The sequence below is a fragment of the Vibrio sp. LaRot3 genome (assembly GCF_027587025.1).
Classification (GTDB): Bacteria; Pseudomonadota; Gammaproteobacteria; order Enterobacterales; family Vibrionaceae; genus Vibrio.
This window is the reverse complement of record NZ_JAPPTI010000001.1, coordinates 452,464-475,219: the sequence shown is the minus strand read 5'-3', so window position 1 is coordinate 475,219 and position 22,756 is coordinate 452,464. Positions and strand designations below refer to the sequence as shown.

Below are 22,756 nucleotides of genomic sequence, written 5' to 3'. Positions count from 1 at the left end.
AAAAGGCTCGCATGGGCGAGCCTAATATCTATGCTAGATGCTGGTCGTCACGTAGATAAATCAGCCAGTACCACATACCTACAAACAAACCGCCACCAATAATATTACCTATCGTCACTGGTATTAGGTTGTTAACCAAAAAGCCCAGTAGATTCAAATCGGCGTAATCTGCGATATTCGCGCCCGTCATTTGCCAAAACTCTGCTGGAGCAAACGTCTTAATAGCGATCGCCATCGGCACTTGGAACATATTGGCAATGCAGTGCTCAAAGCCTGCCGACACAAACATAGCGACAGGTAAAATCATCACCATGATTTTATCGGTCAACGTGCGCCCGCTGAATGTCATCCAAACGGCAATACATACCAACACGTTACACATAATACCAAGCGCGACTGCTTGGAAAAAACCATGGTGTAATTTGTGCTGAGAAATCGCCATGGCGTTCAAGCCAACTTGTCCATGATCGAACATGTATTGCTTAGTTACCACCATACATAACACAAGCAACAATGCGCCAATACCGTTACCGATGTAGACAATAAACCAGTTCTTAAACAGTGTCTGCCATGAGATTTTACCACTTGCTCTGGCAACTAATGTTAATACCGAACTGGTAAACAACTCACCGCCGGTGACTACCACCAAAATGAGACCTAAGCTAAACGCGATACCACCAATCAAGCGGGTCATGCCCCAAGCCATCTCTGATGTGCCCGTGGTAACAGTGGTATAAAAGATAAATGCGATGCCAATATGAATTCCCGCAGAGATCGCGAGAAGAAAAGATTTAACCGGGTCTTTAGTTGCTTTACCAAGGCCGATTTCGGCCGCGCGCTCAGCCATTTGCGGCGGTAGCAATGAGTCAAATTGGTTAAGGTTCATGTTAGTGTAACATTTTGAAACAAGTGAATAGGAGGGCGCGGATAATCACTCGTATTCAGCATTTATTCAAGCACTAATTTTGTCGTTAACTAAAAATGTTTTTTATGAGAAGACAAACTGGAGTTATCGACGAGGACATTGCTATCAAAATACCTAAACGACTCATGCCAAACAGCAGCAAAAACCAATATATTCAATTGCTTATTTAAAATCTCATTTTTAGAAGTTTGCACTTTAAACTCATTAGGCTAATTTTTCATATTAAAAGCGATTTTTATGCAAAAATCTGCTTTTTTGCATTAGCTAACACTTCTCTCATATCAACATTGTCGAACGCTGTCGTTCGCAGTACTTTGGATAGGAAGACAAAATAAGGAATCTCTTATGAAATACTTGCCAGAACATCTTTCTGAACTCAACTTGCTACTGCAATTCGATATTAGTAGCTCCGCAACTGGCATTAAGGTGCACAACGATGCATCAGAAGAAATGCAGCAAGCCGTAAAAAAACTCTACGAAAAAGGACTATGTACATTGCCTGATGGCGGCTACCTGACTGATGAGGGTATCGAAGTCGCAGAACACGCAGACAAAATTCTTCGCGTATTAAAGTAATAGACACCACAAAAAGAGCACCGCATGCGGTGCTCTTTTTTGTTGAACAGTTCTCTTAAGCCTCTGTTCTATTCGCAAACATCCACTTATAAGGCTGCAATCGGTCATAACACCAATTAAACCCCGTCGCGTAAAAGAAGAAAAATACCAAGAACCCTGCTTCAAGCATCAAAGCAGACCCAATTGAAATCTGCAAAAACCACGCAATGGTTGGCACAGTAAGGAAAATTAAACCACCTTCAAATCCAAACGTATGCCCCACTCTTAACTTCAATGAACGATTAACGCGATCATGACCAAACCAGCGGTCAAAACCAATGTTGTAAAAGTAGTTCCACACGACGGTAAAAAGGCTCAAACCAATCCCCACAATAGCAAGCGATCCTGTCGCTTTACCGGTAATAACTGCCGCCGATGGGATGATTATGGCTAACGCCAATGCTTCAAATGTAATGGCATGGAAGATTCTTTCTTTTGTTTGCATCATAGTTCTCTAAATTATGCTCTATCAATAGACGCTATTATCATCGAGATATAAGATACTAAAAAGTCAGATACCATCAGTAAAAATGATATGTTTAGTATTGAGCAATTAGATGCGTTCATCCAAACCGTCGAGCAAGGTTCATTTTCCGCCGCAGCACGAAAGTTGGGTAAGGTTCAATCCGCCATTAGCCAACATATAATCAATATGGAAATAGACTGCGGCTATGAGTTATTTGATCGGTCTGGGCGCTACCCGTTGTTGACCCATCAAGGCCAGCAGCTTCTACCGCACGCTAAAGCTGCTGTTATCCAACATAAGCGGTTGATCAACTGCGCGCATCAACTTGATGGTCGGCAATATCAAGACATTACTTTGGCCATCGATGAAGGTATTCCGATGACGCAGTTATCCGTTGCGCTGCAAAGTGTGAGCGAGCAGTTTCCGATGATCCATTTCGAATGTTTGAGTGCATCCAGTATTGATATTCTTCAGTTAGTCAGAAATAAACGAGCAACAATGGGAATCATGTTTAGCGAAGCAAGCTTAGATGAGTCGCTAGATTTTGAAGGCTTAGGTAACGTCATATTCGATGTCTACGTTGCGAAGCATCACCCACTCGCCTCACTCACCATTCCTCACCTCGATACTTTGAGGCTGCATCGGCAAATCGTGATTCGTTCTAAATCCAACGAAACTAGCAGCTTTCAAAAAGCACATAGCCCAGACGTTTGGTATGCCGATAGTCACTATGTCTCACTAGAGTTAATCAGCAACGGTTTTGGTTGGGGGATGCTGCCAATCCATATTGCTCAGCCCGCACTAGAAAGCGGCCAACTGATACAAGTAAAGTCTGATTTCGAAAACCTTACGTGGCACGCCAATATCGACGTAGTACAGCATCAAAGTGTCAGTAACTGCACCGCACACAAGTGTTTGCGTAACCAATTAACTAGGCTTCATAATGAAGTATCGCTATAGGGATTGGAGTAAATAAATGAAAAATATCGTCATTGTTGGCGCGGGCTGGTTGGGACAGCCACTCGGCCATTGCTTAGCTAACTTGGGCCACACGGTTGTTGCCACCCGTACAACGCCATCAGGTTGCAATGAGATTGCGCAATCGGGCTTAAAATCGACGTTACTCAATCTTGACCATTCGTTGGAAGATGTCGCCAATACCTTAGCTTCGCTCAAAGCCGACCTGCTCTTTGGCTGCTTTCCTCCGGGATTTCGTAAAGGTAATGGTGACCAATACGCTCAGCATTGGCAAAAATTGGTCTCAGCAGCGAAAACCAACCAGGTAGAAAAGATCATTATGATCAGCTCAACCACGGTTTACCCTAACCTTGCCAAAGAGATGACCGAAGACGACGCTAGCTTAGATAAAGCCATTAGCAATCCAAGCTTTTCTGACAATGCCCGAGTGATGCTACTAGCGGAACAACACTTAATGGATAGTGGCATAGACTACGCCATCATTCGCTGTAGCGGCCTTATTGGCCCAAACCGCCACCCTTCTCGCTTTGTGAACAAGCTACGTCAGGTCAGTACGCAAGCCCCCGCTAACATGCTGCATCTCAATGATGCAATTGGTATCTCTGTATTTGCCGCGTCCCATTTCAATAAGCAAATCATCAATGCCACAACACCAAACACGACGAATAAAGCCGAGTTTTATCAAGCCGCGCTAGAGCGAGTACAAAGTGAAGATTCGCTTCCAGCCACGGTGGCTCAGGCCGACAAACGAATCATTGCCGATAAAGCCATCGCACATGGCTATCGATTCCACTTTCAACATACGTTAGAAACCATTTGAGGGCATCAAGATGCGTCTGTTCAAGCATATAGAAAACTTATGGCAGTACATGCAGCTAAACCACCAAATCGAGAAAGCAGACTGTATTTTCGTATTAGGTAGCAATGATCCTCGCGTAGCTGAACATGCAATTGACCTATACCATCAAGGCATGGCTGAGTACCTCATATTCTCTGGTGGTTTTGGCCGCTTAACTGAAGGGGTATTCGATCAAACAGAGGCCGAAACATTTGCGGCCATCGCCAAAGATCTCGGTGTCCCTGCAAATAAAATCATTATTGAAAACCAAGCAACCAACAGCGGAGAAAATGTCACGCTCACTGCACAAGTATTAGGAAAGCTTAAGCTCGATTTTCAACGCTTTATCTTAGTTCAAAAGCCTTATATGGAGCGCCGTGCCTACGCGACGTTTATGAAGCAGTGGCCAAATGCTATCGAAAGTGCCACCGTCACTTCTCCTGCTTTGTCTTTCGTTGATTACTTCAATGAAGATATTGATTTGTGTATGGCGTTGGAAGCAATGTTAGGCGACTTTGAGCGCATTAAAATATACCCAGAGAGAGGATTTCAGATAGAGCAACCCATTCCGGATGATGTAGAAGAGTCCTATCAGTTCATTTCTTCACGACTTTCCGCCTATCGATGATGAAAAAAGCCAGAGCAATTGCTCTGGCTTCTACTTTTAGTTTGAATTTTTTTCTATGTCATCAATGAGGGTATTTACTAAAGCCTCAACAAATGGAAGCTCATCTTCTTTGTCTCTTAAACCACCACCAATAATCTTCAAACTAGATGCAAACCCAGGCTTATAGACCAAATTCTCTCTAGACACTACAGTCTTCATTTCCTGCCCTTGTGCTAGTTTGATCTGATACTCAAATTCTGGGGCTGCTAACGAATCACTAGGAAGTGGAGTGGCGTCACCTAAAAATCGACGGAAATACTCGACATTTATCACAATCGAGTCGGCCTCTGGCGCTGTAGACAGTAATTGTTTTTCTTTAAGCTTTGTCTTTAGTAAGGATGTTACAAGTGACGTTAACTCCTCTTGAGTGTGATACTTAATTTCAGGCGTATGTTTGAACGTAAGATTTAAATCTAGTTCTTTAACGTTTATAGAGGAAGACAGAGTAACAGTTTCCGCAGGAGGTTGTTGCGGGGTACCGCCACACGCAATTAATCCAACTGAAGTGAGAACAATGACCAAGACTCTGGCTGCAAGTTTTTTCATTTTATAACTTTCCTTAGCTTTTATATTTAGGGGGTTAATTAATACAAAAGCATTAATTTGATATCCAGATACTAATCCATTCTCATCACCCAAATAAGATATCAGTCGCATATAAAACAACAGCTGTTATACATTTTACCTAAGAGCAAAAACAAAAAAGCCAGAGCAATTGCTCTGGCTTTACGTTATCGAGTTCGACTTAATGCACTGCGGCTTCTTTCTCATTCATGAAATCAAATTCTAATTTATCTGACTTCAGAGTGACCTTCACCGTACCACCATCGACCAATTCACCAAACAGTAATTCGTTTGCCAATGGTTTTTTGAGCTTATCTTGAATCACGCGTCCCATTGGTCGAGCACCCATTGCTTTGTCGTAACCTTTGGCGGCAAGCCACTTACGAGCATCATCTGAGATCTCTAGCGATACGCCACGAACATCCAACTGAGCTTGCAGTTCAACGATGAACTTGTCCACTACTTGGTGAATAACATCTTCGCTCAAGCTGTTGAACCAAATGATGTTATCCAGACGATTGCGGAATTCAGGAGTAAAGACTTTCTTAATTTCCGCCATCGCATCATGGCTATGATCCTGCTGGATAAGGCCAATGGATTTCTTCTCAGTCTCTTGGACACCCGCGTTGGTTGTCATAACAAGAATAACGTTTCTGAAATCCGCTTTACGGCCATTGTTGTCTGTTAGAGTACCGTTATCCATCACTTGCAGTAGCAAATTAAAAATGTCCGGGTGCGCTTTTTCAATCTCATCCAGAAGCACAACTGAATGCGGATGTTTAATCACTGCATCTGTTAACAAGCCGCCCTGATCGTAACCAACATAACCCGGAGGCGCACCAATTAGGCGACTTACTGAGTGACGCTCACCGTACTCCGACATATCGAAACGCAGCAGTTCAATACCCATCAGCTTAGCAAGCTGAACGGTCACTTCTGTTTTACCCACACCTGTAGGGCCAGCAAACAAGAACGAACCAACTGGTTTGTTGTCTGCACCTAGACCGGCGCGAGTTAGTTTGATTGCCTCGCTCAGTACATCGATGGCATTGTCTTGTCCAAATACCAGCATTTTCATCTTCTCATCAAGAGACTGAAGGATCTCTTTGTCTGTAGAAGAAACTGATTTTTCAGGGATACGAGCCATCTTTGCAACCATAGCTTCAATATCAGCAACGCCAACCGTTTTCTTACGACGGCTTGCAGGTGCTAAGCGGCTGCGCGCGCCCGCTTCATCAATAACATCGATCGCCTTATCAGGTAGATGACGCTCATTAATGTATTTCGCTGACAACTCTACTGCTGCACGTAGCGCTTTGTTGGTGTAACGAACTTCATGGTGCGCTTCATATTTCGGTTTCAAACCAATTAGAATCTTAGTGGTGTCATCTAATGAAGGTTCAACCACATCAATTTTTTGGAAGCGACGAGAAAGCGCGCGCTCTTTTTCAAAAATGGTGCTGTATTCTTGATAAGTAGTCGAACCAATACAGCGTAACTTACCGCTGCTCAGTAGCGGTTTAATTAAGTTCGCGGCATCGACTTGACCACCAGATGCTGCACCAGCACCGATAATGGTATGAATTTCATCAATGAAGAGAATCGCATCCTCTTCTTTTTCAAGCTGTTTAAGAATGGCTTTAAAGCGCTTCTCAAAATCACCACGGTATTTTGTACCCGCTAATAGCGAGCCAATATCAAGTGAATAAATGATGCTATCTTTGATTATCTCAGGCACTTGGCCTTCAACGATTCTCCAAGCGAGACCTTCGGCAATGGCGGTTTTACCCACGCCCGCTTCACCAACCAATAGTGGGTTGTTTTTACGGCGGCGACAAAGCACTTGAATGGTGCGCTCTAGCTCTTTATCTCGACCAATCAGTGGATCGATTTGGCCTTTTTTCGCCACTTGGTTGAGGTTTGTAGCAAAACTTTCTAAACGCTCTTCAGAGCTGTTGTCTTCACTTGGCGCTTCACTACCGAATGATTCAGAGGATGAGTCTTCTGCTTCACCGTTTGTTTTAGAAATGCCATGGGAAATAAAGTTAACAATGTCTAAACGGCTAATGTCATTCTTTTTCAGCAAATACGCTGCGTGCGATTCTTGTTCACTAAAAATAGCGACTAAAACATTGGCGCCTGTCACTTCACTGCGACCAGACGATTGAACATGGAAAACGGCACGTTGAAGCACTCTTTGAAAGCTAAGAGTTGGTTGAGTTTCACGTGTTTCGTCGTTTTCTGGGATAAGAGGAGTTGTTTGATCAATAAATACGTCTAGCTCATTACGCAAGGCGTCTATATCAGCTTGGCACGCAGTCAGTGCATCTCGCGCGGCATCATTCTCTAGCAAGGCTAGTAGGAGGTGCTCGACGGTCATAAACTCATGTCTTTTGTCTCGTGCACGGGCAAACGCGCCGTTGAGACTCGATTCTAATTCTTTATTCAGCATAAGGACCTCCTCAAAGAACAACTAAAGGGTTGTTCGGACAAGCGCTAAGCTTGCTCCATAGTGCAAAGCAGTGGGTGCTCATTTTCCCTTGAATACATAGTAACTTGCGCTACTTTGGTTTCTGCCACTTCCGCAGTGAAAGTGCCACAAATGGCCTTCCCTTCGTAGTGAACCTTGAGCATAACTTGTGTCGCTTGATCGATATCCATAGAGAAAAATCGCTCTAGAATCTCGATAACAAAATCCATCGGTGTGTAGTCATCATTATTCAAGATAACGTGATACAAAGATGGCGGTTTAACTTCTGTTTTCTCTAACTCCAGTAGATCTGAGTCTGGAGTTACCCATTCAAAATGCTTGCTCATGATTAATCATTGTTTAGAAAGTAACTGTGTTTAATTTTAACACTTCACCGTACGGAAATATTGGATAGAACTCTAGTAAGAGTAAAAAAAGCCCAAGCATTTCAAAGCCCATACTTAGAGACTAATGCAGCAATTGTATCGCTGCAAATAAAAGATTTCTATCTCGCGGCAAATACATGACAACTGATTAAAAACACATCAAATCACCCTAAAATTATTCAGTTTTTCTTAAGCAAATAGTGAAATCAGTTACAAATATGTAAACTTTGGAATGATTTTGTTTGTAAATAATTAGTAAGTAATACCTTTTTACTATTGACTGTCCCTAATCATTGACTACATTGGTCAAATAGTGACTAAAAATTTGGCAGCGCCTGAATTGTTATTCACTAATTCATCAACAGCACAGGAGTGTTGTTGAGTTAACAACATCAGTAAACAAAATGCATGAGGGATGTATAGCATGGCTACAGGTACAGTAAAATGGTTTAACAATGCCAAAGGATTTGGTTTCATTTGCGCAGAAGGTGACGACAGTGACGTTTTCGCTCACTACTCCACAATCCAAATGGACGGCTACCGTACACTGAAAGCTGGTCAACAAGTATTTTTCGAAGTAGAAGAAGGTCCTAAAGGATACCACGCTAGTGTAGTAACACCGCTGGAAGCAATGCCAGCTAAATAAATCGCTGCCAATGTCGAAACAAAAAACCCGCCTTTCGGCGGGTTTGTTCATTTTAAGCTTTGATTAACCGTTAATGATGGCGTTAAGTGTCTCACTTGGACGCATCAGTGGTGCGGCTTTATCAAATACCGGTGCGTAGTAACCACCTAAATCACCCACAACACCTTGCGCGCCGTTTAGCTCAGCAACGATTGCATCTTCTTTTGATGCAAGAGCTTGTGCAATTGGTGCGAACTCAGCAGCTAAATCTGCATCTGCAGTTTGCGCCGCCAGTGCTTGTGCCCAATAAGTCGCTAGGTAGTAATGGCTACCACGGTTGTCCAACTCACCCACTTTGCGTGATGGTGATTTGTTGTTATCCAAGAACTCACCCGTCGCTTTATCCAGTGCGTCAGCCAATACTTGAGCTTTAGCATTGCCTGTTACCGTGCTCAGGTGCTCTAGCGATGCTGCTAAAGCTAAGAATTCACCGAGCGAGTCCCAACGAAGATGGTTTTCTTTTTCAACTTGTTGAACGTGCTTAGGTGCAGAACCACCAGCGCCAGTTTCAAACAGACCACCACCATTCATAAGTGGGACAATCGATAGCATTTTCGCTGACGTACCAAGCTCTAAAATCGGGAATAAATCCGTGAGGTAGTCACGCAATACGTTACCCGTAACAGAGATAGTGTCTTCGCCACGCTTAATACGCTCTAGAGAGAACTTACACGCTTCAAGTGGTGCAAGGATCTTAATCTCAAGCCCAGCCGTATCGTAATCCGGTAAGTAAGCATTAACTTTTTGGATAAGCTGCGCATCATGAGCACGGCTTTCATCCAACCAGAATACTGCTGGTACACCTGTTGCACGAGCGCGCGTTACCGCTAGTTTCACCCAGTCTTGAATTGGCGCATCTTTCACCTGACACATACGGAAGATATCGCCTTCCTCTACGGCTTGCTCAAGTAGCACTGCACCCGATGCATCAACCACACGAACCGTACCCGCGGCATCAAGAATAAAGGTTTTATCGTGAGAGCCATATTCTTCTGCTTTTTGAGCCATTAGGCCAACGTTTGGCACACTACCCATAGTAGTAGGGTCAAATGCGCCATTCTCTTTACAGAAATCAATCACAGCCTGATAGATTCCGGCATAGCTACGATCTGGGATCATGGCCTTAGTATCTTTCTGCTTACCATCTGGGCCCCACATTTGACCCGACGCACGAAGCATTGCTGGCATTGACGCATCAACAATGATGTCACTCGGTACATGAAGGTTAGTAATACCGCGATCAGAATCTACCATTGCCAATGGAGGCTGAGTTTCGTATACCGCTTGCAGTGCGGCTTCAATTTCAGCTTTTTGTGCTGCTGGCAGGCTAGCAATTTTCGCGTAAACATCACCAATACCGTTGTTTACATCCACACCTAGCTTGTCAAATAGCTCACCGTACTTTGCAAATACGTCTTTGTAGTAAACCTTAACGGCGTGCCCGAAAATAACTGGATCTGACACTTTCATCATGGTCGCTTTCATGTGCAGAGAAAGTAAAACATCCTTCTCTTTCGCGTCCGCTATTTCTTGTTCAAAAAACGCAACTAACGCTTTTTTGTTCATCACTGAACAATCGATAATCTCTTTATCTTGCAGTGCGAAAGGTGCTTTCAGTTCTTTAGATGAACCATCTGCACCAACAAATTCAATTTTAACTTTGGTTTCACCAGAAACGGTGTGTGATTTTTCACTACCAAAGAAGTCACTGTCAGACATGCTAGAAACATGTGACTTAGAATCTGCTGCCCATGCACCCATTGAGTGTGGGTTTTTCTTCGCGTAGTTTTTAACTGAAAGTGGCGCTCGACGGTCTGAGTTACCTTCACGAAGCACTGGGTTAACCGCACTACCTTTAATTTTGTCGTAAGTCGCTTTAATTGCTTCTTCTTCGTAAGTGCTTGGCTCTTCCGGGTAATTTGGTAGGTTAAAGCCTTTATCTTGGAGTTCTTTGATCGCCGCTTTTAGCTGTGGAACTGATGCTGAAATATTCGGTAGCTTAATGATATTTGCTTGTGGTGTTTTTGCTAACTCGCCTAGCTCAGCAAGTGCGTCGCCAATACGTTGTTCTTCTGTTAGATGTTCTGGGAAGTTGGCGATGATTCGCCCTGCTAGAGAGATATCACGAGTATCAACATCAATACCTGAAGAAGCCGTAAACGATTGAATAATCGGAAGTAGCGAATACGTTGCTAATGCTGGCGCTTCATCAGTGATGGTGTAAATGATTGTAGGTTTTTCTGTAGGCATGAAATTTCCCTATTGTTCTTACAAAGCCGGTCGGATGAATGGCTCTGCATATGTGGTCGCTTACAAGCTAATTGCTTCATCCCCTCACTTGTCTGCGTTTTTGTGTCTCTTTTTTCGCTGTTTACTCAACAACATCCTTGAGAGCGTTTCGTTATAATTAAACAAAATCGATAGAATAGTCTATTATCTTGTGCGCCAATCCAGATTTTGGCGCGCAAATAATAGCTTAAAGCCGAATTTATTTAAACCAAATCATACACTTTATTTACATTTTTGCAGGGTAGTTAACATGCAGCCTCGCTCGCGTCGTGAGTCATCCAATACATCTTCTAAGCCACCAGCTAAGCGTTTCAAACGAAATGGCCCTGCCCGACCGCACTCTTCTACTCACAGAAAGAAAAAGCCGCAATCCAACAAGCCACGAGTGTCGCCACAAGATCGCAAAGTAATCATCTTTAACAAACCGTTCGATACGTTAAGCCAATTTACCGATGGTGACGGACGCAAAACACTGGCTGATTTTATTCTAGTAAAAGAAGTTTATGCGGCAGGTCGTCTTGACCGTGATAGCGAAGGCCTAATGGTATTAACCAATGACGGAATTCTACAAGCCAAGCTTACCCAACCTGAATCAAAATCTCCCAAGACCTATTGGGTTCAAGTAGATGGCGCGCCAAGCGAGCAAGATCTGGATAAACTGCGCCAAGGTGTAGAATTAAAAGATGGCATGACCTTACCCGCTAAAGTCGAAGTCATCGAACAACCACAAATTTGGGAACGCACTCCTCCTGTGCGTTTTCGTGCCAACATTCCGACCACTTGGTTAGCTATCACTATTATTGAAGGTCGCAACCGACAAGTACGCCGCATGACCGCAAATATCGGCTACCCTACGTTACGCTTAATCCGCTATTCAATGGGGGAGATAAAACTTGGTGATCTTCAACCCGGGCAATGGCGAGAAATCAAAATCTAAGCTTTCTAACTTAAAAGCCTCACAAGATGCCGCGTAATATCATGCGGCATCATTATATTAAGTCCAACTCTTATATTTTCCTGCTTATCGACAGTCAATTATCCATTAACAGCTTAACCAATTGGCCATTTACTCTAAGCAAGCTTTTGTCTCAAAAATAATCTCTTTCTATAGCTCGTCTCTCTACTATACTCAACTAAGTGCGCAATAATTGTGCTACTAGACGTGTAACGGATCGCACTACTCTAACAACGAAAATGAACAACCAATTAATCAGACAATGTTCAATGATCAAGGAGTATCTTCAAGGAAATATAGAGGATATTGAGCTCAACGATATTTGCTATTCCTACGATATTCTTTGCTACTTATTAAGTGACAAAGAAAGTCACAACAAACTCGTTGACCAACACGAAATTACTAATAGAACTATCGATAAAAAAATCGACATTATTTACCATTCGGCCAAGTTTGCTTTTGATTTGGATGTCGATGCGAATACCTATCGCAACATGGGAATCAAATACATTGAACTGCTGCGATTCAACACCAGTATAATGAAAGACATCACCATGAAAGATAATCTGACTGGTGCACTGACCTTTAATTACCTCAAATCACTCGAAGAACGACTCTCCAAGGAGCACTTCCAGTGCTTCTTCTTTGACTTAGATGGTTTCAAACTGATCAACGATACCTATGGGCACGATTATGGTAATCGCGTTCTCAAATCTTTCTCAGCGGCACTTGAACACAGTGTCCGTATTAATGACTTAGTGTTTAGGTACGGTGGTGACGAGTTCATCATTATTTTGCTGAGAAATCACATCGAACCACATCAACTTATCAATCGCATCAACGACCATCTAGACGATGACATTGCGTACAGTGTGGGCTGGGCATACAACGAGGATCTCGACCTATTTAAAACAATTAAAGTCGCCGACTCCTTAATGTATAAAGACAAAAGGAAAGTAACATGAAATTCGTTCTCTACAGTAGTGATTCAAAGCTAGGTAACATCGACATAAACTCACTTCTTAAAGCGGCCATCGAAAAGAACTCAAGGCTAGGTATTACTGGATTTTTGATGTCTCACTCTTCCGGTTTTATTCAATATATCGAAGGGGGTGATAAAGAGATAGATGACCTTTATGCGGTGATTTCCCAAGATCCTCGCCACACCAATGTAACCACACTCCTTGAATCGGACATTTCACAGCGTTTATATCAAGAATGGGATATGGGCCATGTCTACATTGATGACGATGAAATGGTTAGCATGCTAATGAAAACCGACAAACTAAAGTGGTTTGAGTACCTCAAAGAGCGCACCCTTTTCCTCTACCCTAACGAATTTAAAACTGAGCACACAGCCAGTAGCGCAGGCTAAGCCAATATTGCACACCTACTTAGAACTTGCATAAAAAAAGCCACTTGCGAGCAAGTGGCTTTTTCAATTTCATTTAACGCTGATGATTATTCTGCGTCTTTTTCTTCTGCTTTGTCTTTCGCAGCGGTTACTGCGATTGCTAGCTCTTCAAGCGCTGCTGGGTTAGCAAGGCTTGGCGCGTCAGTGAGTAGACAAGAAGCATTGGTTGTTTTCGGGAACGCGATAACGTCACGAATGTTCTCAGTGCCACAAAGTAGCATCACTAGACGGTCAAGACCGAATGCAAGACCAGCGTGTGGTGGCGTACCAAACTTAAGTGCGTCTAGTAGGAAACCAAACTTAGCTTGTTGCTCGTCTGCTTCAATACCTAGGATATCGAATACCGCAGATTGCATTTCAGCGTTGTGGATACGTACAGAACCGCCGCCCACTTCGTAGCCGTTTAACACCATGTCGTATGCGTTAGAGTTCGCAGCTGCTGGGTTCGCTTTTAGCTCTTCTGCCGTCACACCTAGAGGAGATGTGAATGGGTGATGCATTGCGTGTAGGTTGCCTTCGTCGTCTTCTTCAAACATTGGGAAGTCAACAACCCATAGCGGAGCCCAAGCATTTTCGTCTGTTAGCTCTAGGTCATTACCTAGTTTCAGACGCAGTGCACCCATCGCTTCAGATACTGTATTAGCTTTATCTGCACCGAATAGAATGATGTCGCCAGATTCTGCGCCAGTACGCTCTAGAATACCGTTGATCACTTCTTCATTTAGGAATTTAGCCACTGGAGACTGGATACCTTCCATGCCTGCTGCACGGTCGTTAACCTTCATCCATGCTAGGCCTTTCGCGCCGTAGATGCCGACAAACTCACCGTAGCCATCAATTTGCTTACGAGTCAGTGACGCACCACCTGGTACACGAATTACCGCAACGCGACCTTTTTCGTCGTTCGCAGGGCCAGAGAATACTTTGAATTCTACGTCTTTTACTAGATCAGCAACGTCTACTAGCTCTAGAGGGTTACGTAGATCAGGCTTATCAGAACCGAAACGACGCATCGCTTCAGAGAATGGCATGATTGGGAACTCGCCTAAATCAACATTTAGAAGCTCTTGCCACATATCACGAACCATCTTTTCAGTGGTTGCACGAACTTGCTCAGCCGTCATGAATGACGTTTCGATATCGATCTGAGTGAACTCTGGTTGACGGTCAGCACGCAAGTCTTCATCACGGAAACACTTAACGATTTGGTAGTAGCGGTCGAAACCAGACATCATTAGCAGCTGTTTGAATAGCTGTGGAGATTGAGGAAGCGCGTAGAACGAACCTTTGTGAACACGACTAGGTACTAGGTAGTCACGTGCGCCTTCTGGCGTCGCTTTAGTTAGTACTGGTGTTTCAATGTCTAAGAAACCGTTGTCATCTAGGAAGCGACGAACGAAGCTTGAAGCTTTAGCACGTAGCTTGATGCGATCGCTCATTTCTGGACGACGTAGGTCTAGGTAACGGTATTTTAGACGCTGCTCTTCTGAGTTCTTTTGGTTGAAGTCTAGAGGCAGAACATCGCTGCGGTTGATGATTTCAAGACCTTTAGCCAGAATCTCAACTTCACCCGTTGCCATGTCTTTGTTTACTTGGCTGTCTGGACGAACACGAACTTCACCGGTTAGTTTGATACAGAATTCATTACGAAGTGTGTTAGCCACTTCATACGCATCTGCCATATCTGGATCAACAACTACCTGAACGATGCCTTCACGATCTCGCATATCGATAAAAATAAGACCGCCTAAATCACGGCGACGGTTAACCCAGCCGCAAAGTTCTACAGTTTGTCCTGCAAGGGACTTGTTCAGGTGACCACAGTAATGGGTACGCATAATGAAATTCCCAATCTCTCTAATATTGTTAATACCATCTGCCGAACATCTTTTTCCGACAGATCAAAGTTCCATTTATACGCTGAAAGTCATGGAAAATCGACCATTCAACATACAATTTATTGCGATTTATCTTGCTTTGACGTTTTTTAGCACAACAAGTGTTCAAAAAACTAACCCGAGCAAGAAAAGTTGGCGCGATTATAGCTCGAAACTGTTCCAATCTACAAAACTCTCGTAGAGTATACGCAGGGAAATTGATGGCTAACTTATGATGGACTCTTTACCACTTCGACTAGGCTTGACCATGTGGTCACACAACAACTGGCAACAAGGCTTTTATGGCTCGGGCACTAAGCCTGCAGAAAGATTAGCCAAATACGCACAGGTGTTTCATACCGTTGAAGGCAATACCACTTTCTACGCAACGCCTAATGGTCAAACGGTAAAAAACTGGAAAGACGCAACTCATGAACAGTTTAAATTTACCTTTAAACTGCCAAAAGCCATTACCCACCAACAAATGTTGCGCGGTTGCCAAGCGCAACTGAAAGAGTTCATGCTAATCATGGCGCCACTGCATGACAGAATAGGTCAGTGGACCATTCAATTACCTGCTGCATTTGGCCCCGAACACCTCCCTCAGCTAAAACGTTTCTGTGAGCTGTTTCCGCCCGGTTTCCCAATTGGGGTTGAGGTTCGACACCCAGAGTTTTTTGCCAAAGGAGAGGCGGAAAAAGCACTCAACCAATGGCTGATTGAAAAAGGCTATGACCGCATCATTATGGATAGCCGCCCAGTATTTTCTGAAGTCGCTAAGCCAAGCCATCCTCACTATGAGTCCTTGCTTGATGCACAACAAAAGAAACCTCGTGTACCCGTACATGCCATCGCGACAGCGAAGCAGCCCATGATTCGATTTATTGGCTACCCAGAAGCTGCGCAAAACATCGCATTCTTCAAACCATGGCTAAGCAAATTACCCCATTGGATTGAGCAAGGCTTAACCCCTTATGTGATGATCCACACATCTGATAATGTCGTCGCGCCAGAGCTTGCGTTGCAACTCTACCAGCAGCTACAGCAGCAGACTGCCCTGCCCGATTTAGCTGAATTTCCAGCTCATGCGGGCAACAATCAAATCAGCATATTTTAACCAAAGTGACAGGCTTAGGTATAAAGCATGACATGGCGCGGTTTTTCTCTTAAAATACGCGCCTTTTTTAATGTCTGTCGCCCAGCGAAAATCGCTAGGCAGAATGAGAAACGAGTTATGAATCCAAAAAGCAATCCAGATACCATTTTTTCGGCGCCAATCGACAAAATTGGTGATTTCACGTTTGATGAACGTGTGGCGGAAGTTTTCCCGGATATGATTCAACGTTCTGTCCCGGGCTACAGTAACATTATCTCTGCGATTGGTATGTTGGCAGAGCGTTTCGTTAAGCCACACAGCAATGTGTATGATCTTGGTTGCTCATTAGGGGCTGCGACGCTTTCTATGCGCCGTCATATTAACCAAGAAGGTTGCCAAATCATTGCCGTCGATAACTCATCGGCTATGGTTGAGCGTTGCAAATTGCACGTTAACGCTTACCGCAGCGATACCCCGGTCAATGTAGTGGAAGCCGATATTCGTAACATCGAGATCGAAAATGCTTCTGTCGTGGTACTAAACTTCACATTGCAATTTCTATCACCTGAAGACCGTTACATCCTACTTGAAAAGATCTACGCTGGTCTGCGTCCGGGTGGCATTCTTATTTTATCTGAAAAATATGTATTTGAAGACCAAGTATCGAATGAGCTTTTGATCGATCTTCACCACGATTTCAAACGAGCAAATGGCTACAGCGAGCTAGAGATCAGCCAAAAACGCAGCGCGATTGAAAACGTAATGCGCCCAGATTCTAAAAAAGAACACAAAGAACGCTTTGCTAAAATCGGCTTTACTAGCTTTGATGTTTGGTTCCAGTGCTTTAACTTCGGTTCAATGTTTGCGATTAAATAATCGCAACTCAAAAGCACATGACGTAACCTGTTTCCCAAATGGAGGGGAAACGCAAGATGACACTTTTACACAATTAACTCAGCGATAAACTCACTATGTTTAACTTTGCAAATTTTTACCAACTTATTGCCCAAGACACTCGTCTTCAACCTTGGCTAAACGTACTACCTCAACAGCTAACGGATTGGCAAAACGCAGAGCACGGTGACTTTGGTCGTTGGGTTAAAGCACTGAACAAAATCCCACAAGGTGCGCCTGATCAGATTGACATTAAAAACTCGGTCACTCTCACCAACGACACCCCGTTCCACATTGGCGAACAGAAGAAATTGGAAAGCTTACTACGCACTTTCCACCCATGGCGCAAAGGCCCATATACGGTTCATGGCATTCATATTGATACCGAGTGGCGCAGTGATTGGAAATGGGATCGCGTGCTTCCACACATCTCTCCACTTAAGAACCGCAGTGTACTTGATGTCGGTTGTGGTAATGGCTACCACATGTGGCGTATGCTCGGCGAAGGTGCGCGTTTAACGGTAGGGATTGACCCATCGCACCTATTCTTAATTCAGTTTGAAGCCATCCGTAAGTTAATGGGTGATGACCAGCGTGCTCACTTACTGCCACTTGGCATTGAACAACTACCTAAACTAGAAGCATTCGACACAGTATTTAGCATGGGTGTGCTATACCACCGTCGCTCTCCTCTTGACCATCTGATTCAACTGAAAGATCAACTGGTCTCTGGTGGTGAGTTGGTACTTGAAACCTTAGTTATCGAAGGTGACGAAACCTCTGTGCTTGTTCCTATCGATCGTTACGCTCAAATGCGCAATGTGTATTTCTTCCCATCAGCAAAAGCGCTAAAAGTCTGGTTAGAACAAGTTGGCTTTAAAGATGTTCGCATTGAGGATGAAAACGTTACCTCTATCGGTGAGCAGCGCACTACGGAGTGGATGACACACAACTCGTTACCCGATTACCTCGATCCGAACGACCCATCGAAAACGGTTGAAGGCTACCCTGCGCCACGCCGCGCTATCTTAGTCGCGACCAAGCCATAAATTTATTCGCGGATTTCTCTCTACGCGAGAGATTTAGTCGCTAAAGTTGAATCACACCTACACATTTGACATTGATTTAACGTACAATTCTGGCCAGATGTTTAATCTATCTGAAAAATATAAGGATGCATTTTTTGCATCCTTATTTTGTTTGCAGTTTGGCCTTTAACTTCACACTATTTTTGGCAGAATCTCTCAGCAAGATCGTCAATTTATGTAGTTTTGCTTTGCTTGGTCTAAACTCAAAACGTTAATTAACTCATACTATTATCATTTAGTTGATGAAACGAGCTTCATCGGCACTAATAACAATAACTGTAGGCGTTTGAATGTTGATCCGATTAACCCCTTTTTTGGCTATCGCGCTTCTTTCCGGATGCACGCTAACCAACAGTGAACAAAACACCCAGCAAACTCTCACCGCCATCAATGCGGTAGAGACCAATATTTCAACTCAAATAGAGTCGCTCAATCAGCAATTAGTCTCTCAAGCGCAGCAAATCGAGCGCTTAGAGCAACAAGTGACTTCGCTCGACTCTCAAGCCCGCTCTTACCATAAAACGACGCTTGCTCGCATCAAAAGCCATGACTCTCAATCTGCCGCACCCGTCGTCAAAGCGACGCCAGCAAAAACATCTCAAAGTGTCGTGTTAGGTGAGATAGAAAAAGTCACCATTGATGCAATCGACCAAACATTCGAAGCGCGTGTAGACACAGGCGCAGCTACCTCTTCTTTAAACGCTATCGACATCGAACAATTTGAACGCAACGGTAAAAACTGGGTGCGCTTCCACCTCTCTGATGGCTCTACTCCAATGAACGACGAAAACTGGATTGAAGCACCCGTCATCCGTTTCGTGAAAATTCGCCAATCAACCAATGAAGAAGTGGAACGCCGCGCCGTTATCGAACTTTGGGTAAAAGTGGGCAGCATTCATGAAAAAGCACAGTTTACTTTGGCTGACCGTTCTCAAATGAGTAACCCAATTCTGTTAGGTCGTGAGTTTATTCGCGATATCGCCGTTGTTGATGTCAGCAAAAAATACGTTCAATCAGCAGAAGAACAGAAAAAATAAGGCTATTTATGACCTCGAAAGTCCCGTTTTATATTTCCGTAGTGCTGCTTATTATCGTCGGCATTACGCTCAGTATTTTTAGACACCAAAACTACGGTGTGCCATGGACACCAGGCGAAACACGCCAAGTATGGGATATTGAAGCGCGTGTTGAATTTGACGCACAAGCAAAACCGGTAAAAGCCTCTCTTGCAGTGCCGGATACACAAACGGGATTTACCCTAGTCAGTGAATCTTCTTCCTCTCCGGGTTATGGCGTTGCTTACGTTAACTCTGATGCAGGCCGCCGCGCAGAATGGTCGGTACGTCACGCTACCGGCTCAGAGACGATTTACTACAAAGCTCAGTTTTTAGTTGACCCACAAGCCAAGGTTGACCCTATCCCGCCGAGCGAAGAAATCATCACGCCTACATTTGATGGCCCAGCAGAAGCCGCAGCGATCGCATTGATTGAGCGAGCGAACAAACGCTCCGCAGATAACATCACTTTCGCGCGTGAGTTGATCAAACAGATCAACGATGGCGATAGCCAGAACGCAGCTCTACTGCTTAACAACATGTCAAAAGTCGAAGCGGTAGATAAGGTATTAGCGCTAAGCAATATTCCTAGCAAAATTGTTGGGGTTATTGAGCTAGAAGATGGCCGCCGCCGCCAAGCGATTCAACACATGAACCAAGTTTGGCAAGATGGTCAATGGCACCTATTCAACCCAAAAAGTTCAGCACAGACTATCGCGCCAAACATTTTAATTTGGGACGAATCTAATGTATCGCTGCTCGATATCATGGGCGGCAATAACAGCCAAGTGCACTTTTCTATGATCGCGCAAGAGGTCTCTCCTCAACAAGCCACATTAGATAAAGTACAAGCAGATGGCCTACTCAATCTATCGATTCATAGCTTGCCGCTAGAAGAGCAAGCGATGTTTAAGACCATCATGCTGATTCCAATTGGCGCTTTAATTGTCGTGTTCTTGCGAGTAATCGTCGGTCTTAAAACGTCAGGCACTTTCATGCCCGTTCTGATTGCAGTGGCGTTCGTTCAGACCCAGCTTGTCACCGGTATCATCGGATTTTTGCTGATTGTAGGTACGGGCTTGATTATCCGTAGCTATCTTTCAAGACTCAACTTATTACTGGTTGCCCGGATATCCGCGGTCATCATCACGGTAATCATGATTATTTCCGTCTTCACCGTGGTGGCGTTTAAGATTGGTTTGACCGAAGGTCTATCCATTACTTTCTTCCCAATGATCATCCTATCTTGGACGATTGAACGTATGTCTATTCTATGGGAAGAGGAAGGCCCTAAAGAAGTCATCATGCAAGGTGGCGGTTCACTACTGACAGCGGTTTTGGTTTACCTAGCCATGACGAACCCGTTCGTTCAGCACTTAACCTTTAACTTTATTGGTCTACAGCTGATCGTATTGGCAGGCATTCTGCTACTCGGTACTTACACGGGTTACCGCATCACTGAACTGCGTCGCTTCAAGCCATTAGCTGAGGACTAACCTATGTTTTCCGCTATCAAAGAGCGCTTTACTTCACCCTATAAGCTACGCCACAAGGGTATTATGGGCATGAACCAACGTAACCACAGTTACATTGGTCGTTATAATGATCGCTCTAAATACCCTTTAGTAGACGATAAGTTAAAAACCAAAATTATCGCCCAAGCAGCAGGTGCAACCGTTCCTAAGCTGATTGGTGTGATCAATAATCAAGCTGAAGTAAAAACCATCCATGACATGGTGAAAGAGTGGCCGGGTTTTGTGATTAAACCAGCCCAAGGCAGTGGTGGTAAAGGTATTTTAGTCATTACGTCTCACAAAGATGGCGTGTACACCAAGCCATCTGGATCGACGATCGGCAAAGAAGACGTGGAGCGCCATATCAGTAATGCCTTAGCGGGATTATTTTCTCTGGGCGGTAAAAATGATGTGGCTGTCGTTGAGAACCTGATTAAGTTCGACGACTGCTTTGACGGCTTTAGCTACGAAGGCGTGCCAGATGTCCGCATCATCGTCTTTAAGGGTTACCCCGTGATGGCCATGATGCGCTGCTCTACGGCAGCATCTGATGGCAAAGCCAACTTACACCAAGGTGCAGTCGGCGTAGGGTTAGATATAGCGACAGGCCGCGCCATTCGTGCGGTTCAATTTGACCAACCGATTACCCATCATCCAGATACTGGTAAAGACTTACTGACGTTACAAGTTCCTCATTGGGAGCGTTTGCTCATACTGGCTTCTAGCGCTTGGGAAATGACTGGCCTTGGTTACATGGGTACAGACATGGTGTTAGACAAAGAAGAAGGGCCAATGGTACTTGAGTTGAATGCTCGCCCGGGATTGGCAATTCAAATTGCTAACGGCTCTGGTTTGCTGCCTCGCTTAAAACACATCGAAGCAATGGGCACACCGGCGGAGTATCCAAAACCTGCCGAGCGCGTGGCCTATGCGGCAAAACAATTTGGTTCAAACCTATAATTTATCCAACACAAACCGTCTCTATAGGCCACTGATTTAGTGGCCTTTTTTACATTTCCAAACCATAGAAAACAACGATAAACATTAAAAAATTATCGTTTTACGATAATTTGTTATTGATCTTTATTTTATAAATCCATATTATCCCCCCATCCAATCAATACGAGGAATAATAAATGGATAACCTATCTGGCATTCGCAAAATCAGTCAACGCTTGCTGATCTGTCTTTGGGCTGTACTAATCATCAACCCAGTGTTTAACGCTGTTATGTGGTTTGGTGCTGTTTTTGATGTCAACAATGAGTTCTTTATGGCGGACTTTCCATACTACCTTGAGCTACCTCTTGATATAGGCCCAGCATTGATTGGGTTCGCTGTATCAAACATCACTGTAGTGGTTGCAAGTATGATCGTTTGGCAACTGATTACCCTTTTCCGCCTATACCGAGATGGCAAAATCTTCGCTATGGACAATGTAAACTGTTACCACAACATTGCTAACTACATCATTTTGTACGTATTTGCCGGTTTTGCTGTTGGATTATTAATGGGTCCAGCGTTAACCTATAACCTTGAAGAGACTACCGTGAGCTTCGGTTTAACGGATAGTGACATCACATTGCTTATCATCGGTATTATGATTCGACTCATCGCCAAAGTAATGCGTGAAGCGAAAGGCTTATACGATGAACAAACTCTGACTATTTAAAGTGATTTTCTATGCCTATCATCATTAACTTGGACGTTATGCTCGCCAAGCGAAAAATGCGCTCCAATGAGCTTTCTGCATTAATCGGTATTACTGAGCAAAACTTATCCGTATTAAAAAACGGGCGGGCAAAAGCAGTCAAATTGGCGACTTTAGAAAGCATTTGTAAACATTTAGATTGTCAGCCGGGGGACATTCTAGAGTTCGTTGCAGAAGCAGAAGAGAAATAAAACAACAAGTAAACGTGGTTATCCACGAGTATGCAAACATAAAACAAAGGGCACCAATCGGTGCCCTTTCGCTATTTAAC

General features: G+C 43.9%; 23 protein-coding genes. 16 read left to right on the top strand and 7 right to left on the bottom strand.

The genetic code is table 11. From position 1 onward, the window contains the following. Nucleotides 1-28 precede the first annotated feature (28 nt). Nucleotides 29-886, bottom strand: coding sequence for a formate transporter FocA (gene focA, locus OH461_RS02315; protein ID WP_270019022.1), 858 nt, complete (start codon nt 884-886; stop codon nt 29-31). Nucleotides 887-1,270: 384 nt separating this feature from the next. On the opposite strand from focA, the gene OH461_RS02310 reads away from it, so the two are divergent. Then, entirely contained in the window at nt 1,271-1,501 is a 231-nt protein-coding gene (locus OH461_RS02310; RefSeq protein WP_270019021.1) for a TIGR02647 family protein, read from the top strand. 55 nt (nt 1,502-1,556) lie between these two features. Here OH461_RS02310 and OH461_RS02305 read toward each other — a convergent pair whose 3' ends face one another. After that, nucleotides 1,557-1,985, bottom strand: coding sequence for a PACE efflux transporter (locus OH461_RS02305; RefSeq protein ID WP_270019843.1), 429 nt, complete (start codon nt 1,983-1,985; stop codon nt 1,557-1,559). A gap of 90 nt (nt 1,986-2,075) precedes the next feature. On the opposite strand from OH461_RS02305, the gene OH461_RS02300 reads away from it, so the two are divergent. The 3 genes from OH461_RS02300 to OH461_RS02290 are packed head-to-tail and all read left to right on the top strand — an operon-like array spanning nt 2,076 to nt 4,450. Next, entirely contained in the window at nt 2,076-2,966 is an 891-nt protein-coding gene (locus OH461_RS02300; protein WP_270019020.1) for a LysR family transcriptional regulator, read from the top strand. 16 nt (nt 2,967-2,982) lie between these two features. After that, nucleotides 2,983-3,804: an NAD(P)H-binding protein gene (locus OH461_RS02295; protein WP_270019019.1), complete on the top strand. Its 822-nt coding sequence runs from the start codon at nt 2,983-2,985 to the stop codon at nt 3,802-3,804. Nucleotides 3,805-3,808: 4 nt separating this feature from the next. Next, nucleotides 3,809-4,450, top strand: coding sequence for a YdcF family protein (locus tag OH461_RS02290; RefSeq protein ID WP_270019842.1), 642 nt, complete (start codon nt 3,809-3,811; stop codon nt 4,448-4,450). Nucleotides 4,451-4,486: 36 nt separating this feature from the next. On the opposite strand, the gene OH461_RS02285 is transcribed toward OH461_RS02290, so the two are convergent. The 3 genes from OH461_RS02285 to clpS all read right to left on the bottom strand — a co-directional run bounded on the left by OH461_RS02285 (nt 4,487) and on the right by clpS (nt 7,870). Then, nucleotides 4,487-5,035, bottom strand: coding sequence for a hypothetical protein (locus OH461_RS02285; RefSeq protein ID WP_270019018.1), 549 nt, complete (start codon nt 5,033-5,035; stop codon nt 4,487-4,489). 199 nt (nt 5,036-5,234) lie between these two features. Beyond that, nucleotides 5,235-7,505 (bottom strand): ATP-dependent Clp protease ATP-binding subunit ClpA, encoded by a 2,271-nt coding sequence (gene clpA / locus OH461_RS02280; protein ID WP_270019017.1) that lies wholly within the window; start codon nt 7,503-7,505, stop codon nt 5,235-5,237. Nucleotides 7,506-7,549: 44 nt separating this feature from the next. Continuing rightward, nucleotides 7,550-7,870, bottom strand: coding sequence for an ATP-dependent Clp protease adapter ClpS (clpS, locus tag OH461_RS02275; RefSeq protein WP_260258840.1), 321 nt, complete (start codon nt 7,868-7,870; stop codon nt 7,550-7,552). A 463-nt stretch (nt 7,871-8,333) separates the two neighbouring features. Here clpS and cspD point away from each other — a divergent pair, with 463 nt between their 5' ends. Then, nucleotides 8,334-8,555 (top strand): cold shock domain-containing protein CspD, encoded by a 222-nt coding sequence (cspD, locus tag OH461_RS02270; protein ID WP_260258841.1) that lies wholly within the window; start codon nt 8,334-8,336, stop codon nt 8,553-8,555. 63 nt (nt 8,556-8,618) lie between these two features. Here the strand turns inward: cspD and OH461_RS02265 are convergent, their stop codons facing one another. Then, nucleotides 8,619-10,844 carry an NADP-dependent isocitrate dehydrogenase gene (locus tag OH461_RS02265; RefSeq protein ID WP_270019016.1) on the bottom strand — a complete coding sequence of 742 codons (2,226 nt, stop codon included), beginning with the start codon at nt 10,842-10,844 and terminating at the stop codon, nt 8,619-8,621. 289 nt (nt 10,845-11,133) lie between these two features. Here OH461_RS02265 and OH461_RS02260 point away from each other — a divergent pair, with 289 nt between their 5' ends. The 3 genes from OH461_RS02260 (at nt 11,134) to OH461_RS02250 (ending at nt 13,213) form a co-directional block, all read left to right on the top strand. Then, a complete protein-coding gene (locus OH461_RS02260) occupies nt 11,134-11,820 on the top strand; it encodes a pseudouridine synthase (RefSeq protein WP_270019015.1) in 687 nt (228 codons plus the stop codon). Nucleotides 11,821-12,077: 257 nt separating this feature from the next. After that, nucleotides 12,078-12,803, top strand: coding sequence for a GGDEF domain-containing protein (locus OH461_RS02255; protein WP_270019014.1), 726 nt, complete (start codon nt 12,078-12,080; stop codon nt 12,801-12,803). Beyond that, the gene (locus OH461_RS02250; protein WP_270019013.1) at nt 12,800-13,213 is read left to right on the top strand and encodes a BLUF domain-containing protein; all 414 of its coding nucleotides are present in this window, start codon (nt 12,800-12,802) and stop codon (nt 13,211-13,213) included. Before OH461_RS02255 ends, OH461_RS02250 begins: the two co-directional genes overlap by 4 nt. Nucleotides 13,214-13,299: 86 nt before the next feature. Here OH461_RS02250 and aspS read toward each other — a convergent pair whose 3' ends face one another. Then, nucleotides 13,300-15,090, bottom strand: coding sequence for an aspartate--tRNA ligase (gene aspS, locus OH461_RS02245; protein WP_270019012.1), 1,791 nt, complete (start codon nt 15,088-15,090; stop codon nt 13,300-13,302). A 274-nt stretch (nt 15,091-15,364) separates the two neighbouring features. Between aspS and OH461_RS02240 the strand changes: the two genes are divergently transcribed. From OH461_RS02240 to OH461_RS02205, 8 genes are all read left to right on the top strand, one after another. Beyond that, on the top strand, nt 15,365-16,246 hold the full coding sequence (locus OH461_RS02240) for a DUF72 domain-containing protein (RefSeq protein ID WP_270019840.1): 882 nt from the start codon (nt 15,365-15,367) through the stop codon (nt 16,244-16,246). A 117-nt stretch (nt 16,247-16,363) separates the two neighbouring features. Beyond that, nucleotides 16,364-17,101, top strand: coding sequence for a carboxy-S-adenosyl-L-methionine synthase CmoA (gene cmoA / locus OH461_RS02235; RefSeq protein WP_270019011.1), 738 nt, complete (start codon nt 16,364-16,366; stop codon nt 17,099-17,101). A 95-nt stretch (nt 17,102-17,196) separates the two neighbouring features. Then, nucleotides 17,197-18,168 carry a tRNA 5-methoxyuridine(34)/uridine 5-oxyacetic acid(34) synthase CmoB gene (gene cmoB / locus OH461_RS02230; protein ID WP_270019010.1) on the top strand — a complete coding sequence of 324 codons (972 nt, stop codon included), beginning with the start codon at nt 17,197-17,199 and terminating at the stop codon, nt 18,166-18,168. 329 nt (nt 18,169-18,497) lie between these two features. After that, nucleotides 18,498-19,244, top strand: a complete 747-nt coding sequence (locus OH461_RS02225) for a putative ATP-dependent zinc protease (RefSeq protein WP_270019009.1) — start codon at nt 18,498-18,500, stop codon at nt 19,242-19,244. An 8-nt stretch (nt 19,245-19,252) separates the two neighbouring features. Beyond that, nucleotides 19,253-20,758 (top strand): inactive transglutaminase family protein, encoded by a 1,506-nt coding sequence (locus OH461_RS02220; RefSeq protein WP_270019008.1) that lies wholly within the window; start codon nt 19,253-19,255, stop codon nt 20,756-20,758. Nucleotides 20,759-20,773: 15 nt separating this feature from the next. Further along, complete coding sequence (locus OH461_RS02215) at nt 20,774-21,736, top strand: alpha-L-glutamate ligase-like protein (RefSeq protein WP_270019839.1); 963 nt, start codon at nt 20,774-20,776, stop codon at nt 21,734-21,736. A 176-nt stretch (nt 21,737-21,912) separates the two neighbouring features. Beyond that, complete coding sequence (locus OH461_RS02210; protein ID WP_270019007.1) at nt 21,913-22,446, top strand: DUF2975 domain-containing protein; 534 nt, start codon at nt 21,913-21,915, stop codon at nt 22,444-22,446. A gap of 11 nt (nt 22,447-22,457) precedes the next feature. Next, nucleotides 22,458-22,676 (top strand): helix-turn-helix domain-containing protein, encoded by a 219-nt coding sequence (locus tag OH461_RS02205; RefSeq protein WP_270019006.1) that lies wholly within the window; start codon nt 22,458-22,460, stop codon nt 22,674-22,676. Nucleotides 22,677-22,756 lie beyond the last annotated feature (80 nt).

Coding starts and splice junctions, on each gene's coding strand:
- focA (WP_270019022.1), bottom strand. CDS start 886: ATGAACCTTAACCAATTTGACTCATTGCTACCGCCGCAAATGGCTGAG.
- OH461_RS02310 (WP_270019021.1), top strand. CDS start 1,271: ATGAAATACTTGCCAGAACATCTTTCTGAACTCAACTTGCTACTGCAA.
- OH461_RS02305 (WP_270019843.1), bottom strand. CDS start 1,985: ATGCAAACAAAAGAAAGAATCTTCCATGCCATTACATTTGAAGCATTG.
- OH461_RS02300 (WP_270019020.1), top strand. CDS start 2,076: ATGTTTAGTATTGAGCAATTAGATGCGTTCATCCAAACCGTCGAGCAA.
- OH461_RS02295 (WP_270019019.1), top strand. CDS start 2,983: ATGAAAAATATCGTCATTGTTGGCGCGGGCTGGTTGGGACAGCCACTC.
- OH461_RS02285 (WP_270019018.1), bottom strand. CDS start 5,035: ATGAAAAAACTTGCAGCCAGAGTCTTGGTCATTGTTCTCACTTCAGTT.
- clpA (WP_270019017.1), bottom strand. CDS start 7,505: ATGCTGAATAAAGAATTAGAATCGAGTCTCAACGGCGCGTTTGCCCGT.
- clpS (WP_260258840.1), bottom strand. CDS start 7,870: ATGAGCAAGCATTTTGAATGGGTAACTCCAGACTCAGATCTACTGGAG.
- cspD (WP_260258841.1), top strand. CDS start 8,334: ATGGCTACAGGTACAGTAAAATGGTTTAACAATGCCAAAGGATTTGGT.
- OH461_RS02265 (WP_270019016.1), bottom strand. CDS start 10,844: ATGCCTACAGAAAAACCTACAATCATTTACACCATCACTGATGAAGCG.
- OH461_RS02260 (WP_270019015.1), top strand. CDS start 11,134: ATGCAGCCTCGCTCGCGTCGTGAGTCATCCAATACATCTTCTAAGCCA.
- OH461_RS02255 (WP_270019014.1), top strand. CDS start 12,078: ATGAACAACCAATTAATCAGACAATGTTCAATGATCAAGGAGTATCTT.
- OH461_RS02250 (WP_270019013.1), top strand. CDS start 12,800: ATGAAATTCGTTCTCTACAGTAGTGATTCAAAGCTAGGTAACATCGAC.
- aspS (WP_270019012.1), bottom strand. CDS start 15,090: ATGCGTACCCATTACTGTGGTCACCTGAACAAGTCCCTTGCAGGACAA.
- OH461_RS02240 (WP_270019840.1), top strand. CDS start 15,365: ATGGACTCTTTACCACTTCGACTAGGCTTGACCATGTGGTCACACAAC.
- cmoA (WP_270019011.1), top strand. CDS start 16,364: ATGAATCCAAAAAGCAATCCAGATACCATTTTTTCGGCGCCAATCGAC.
- cmoB (WP_270019010.1), top strand. CDS start 17,197: ATGTTTAACTTTGCAAATTTTTACCAACTTATTGCCCAAGACACTCGT.
- OH461_RS02225 (WP_270019009.1), top strand. CDS start 18,498: ATGTTGATCCGATTAACCCCTTTTTTGGCTATCGCGCTTCTTTCCGGA.
- OH461_RS02220 (WP_270019008.1), top strand. CDS start 19,253: ATGACCTCGAAAGTCCCGTTTTATATTTCCGTAGTGCTGCTTATTATC.
- OH461_RS02210 (WP_270019007.1), top strand. CDS start 21,913: ATGGATAACCTATCTGGCATTCGCAAAATCAGTCAACGCTTGCTGATC.
- OH461_RS02205 (WP_270019006.1), top strand. CDS start 22,458: ATGCCTATCATCATTAACTTGGACGTTATGCTCGCCAAGCGAAAAATG.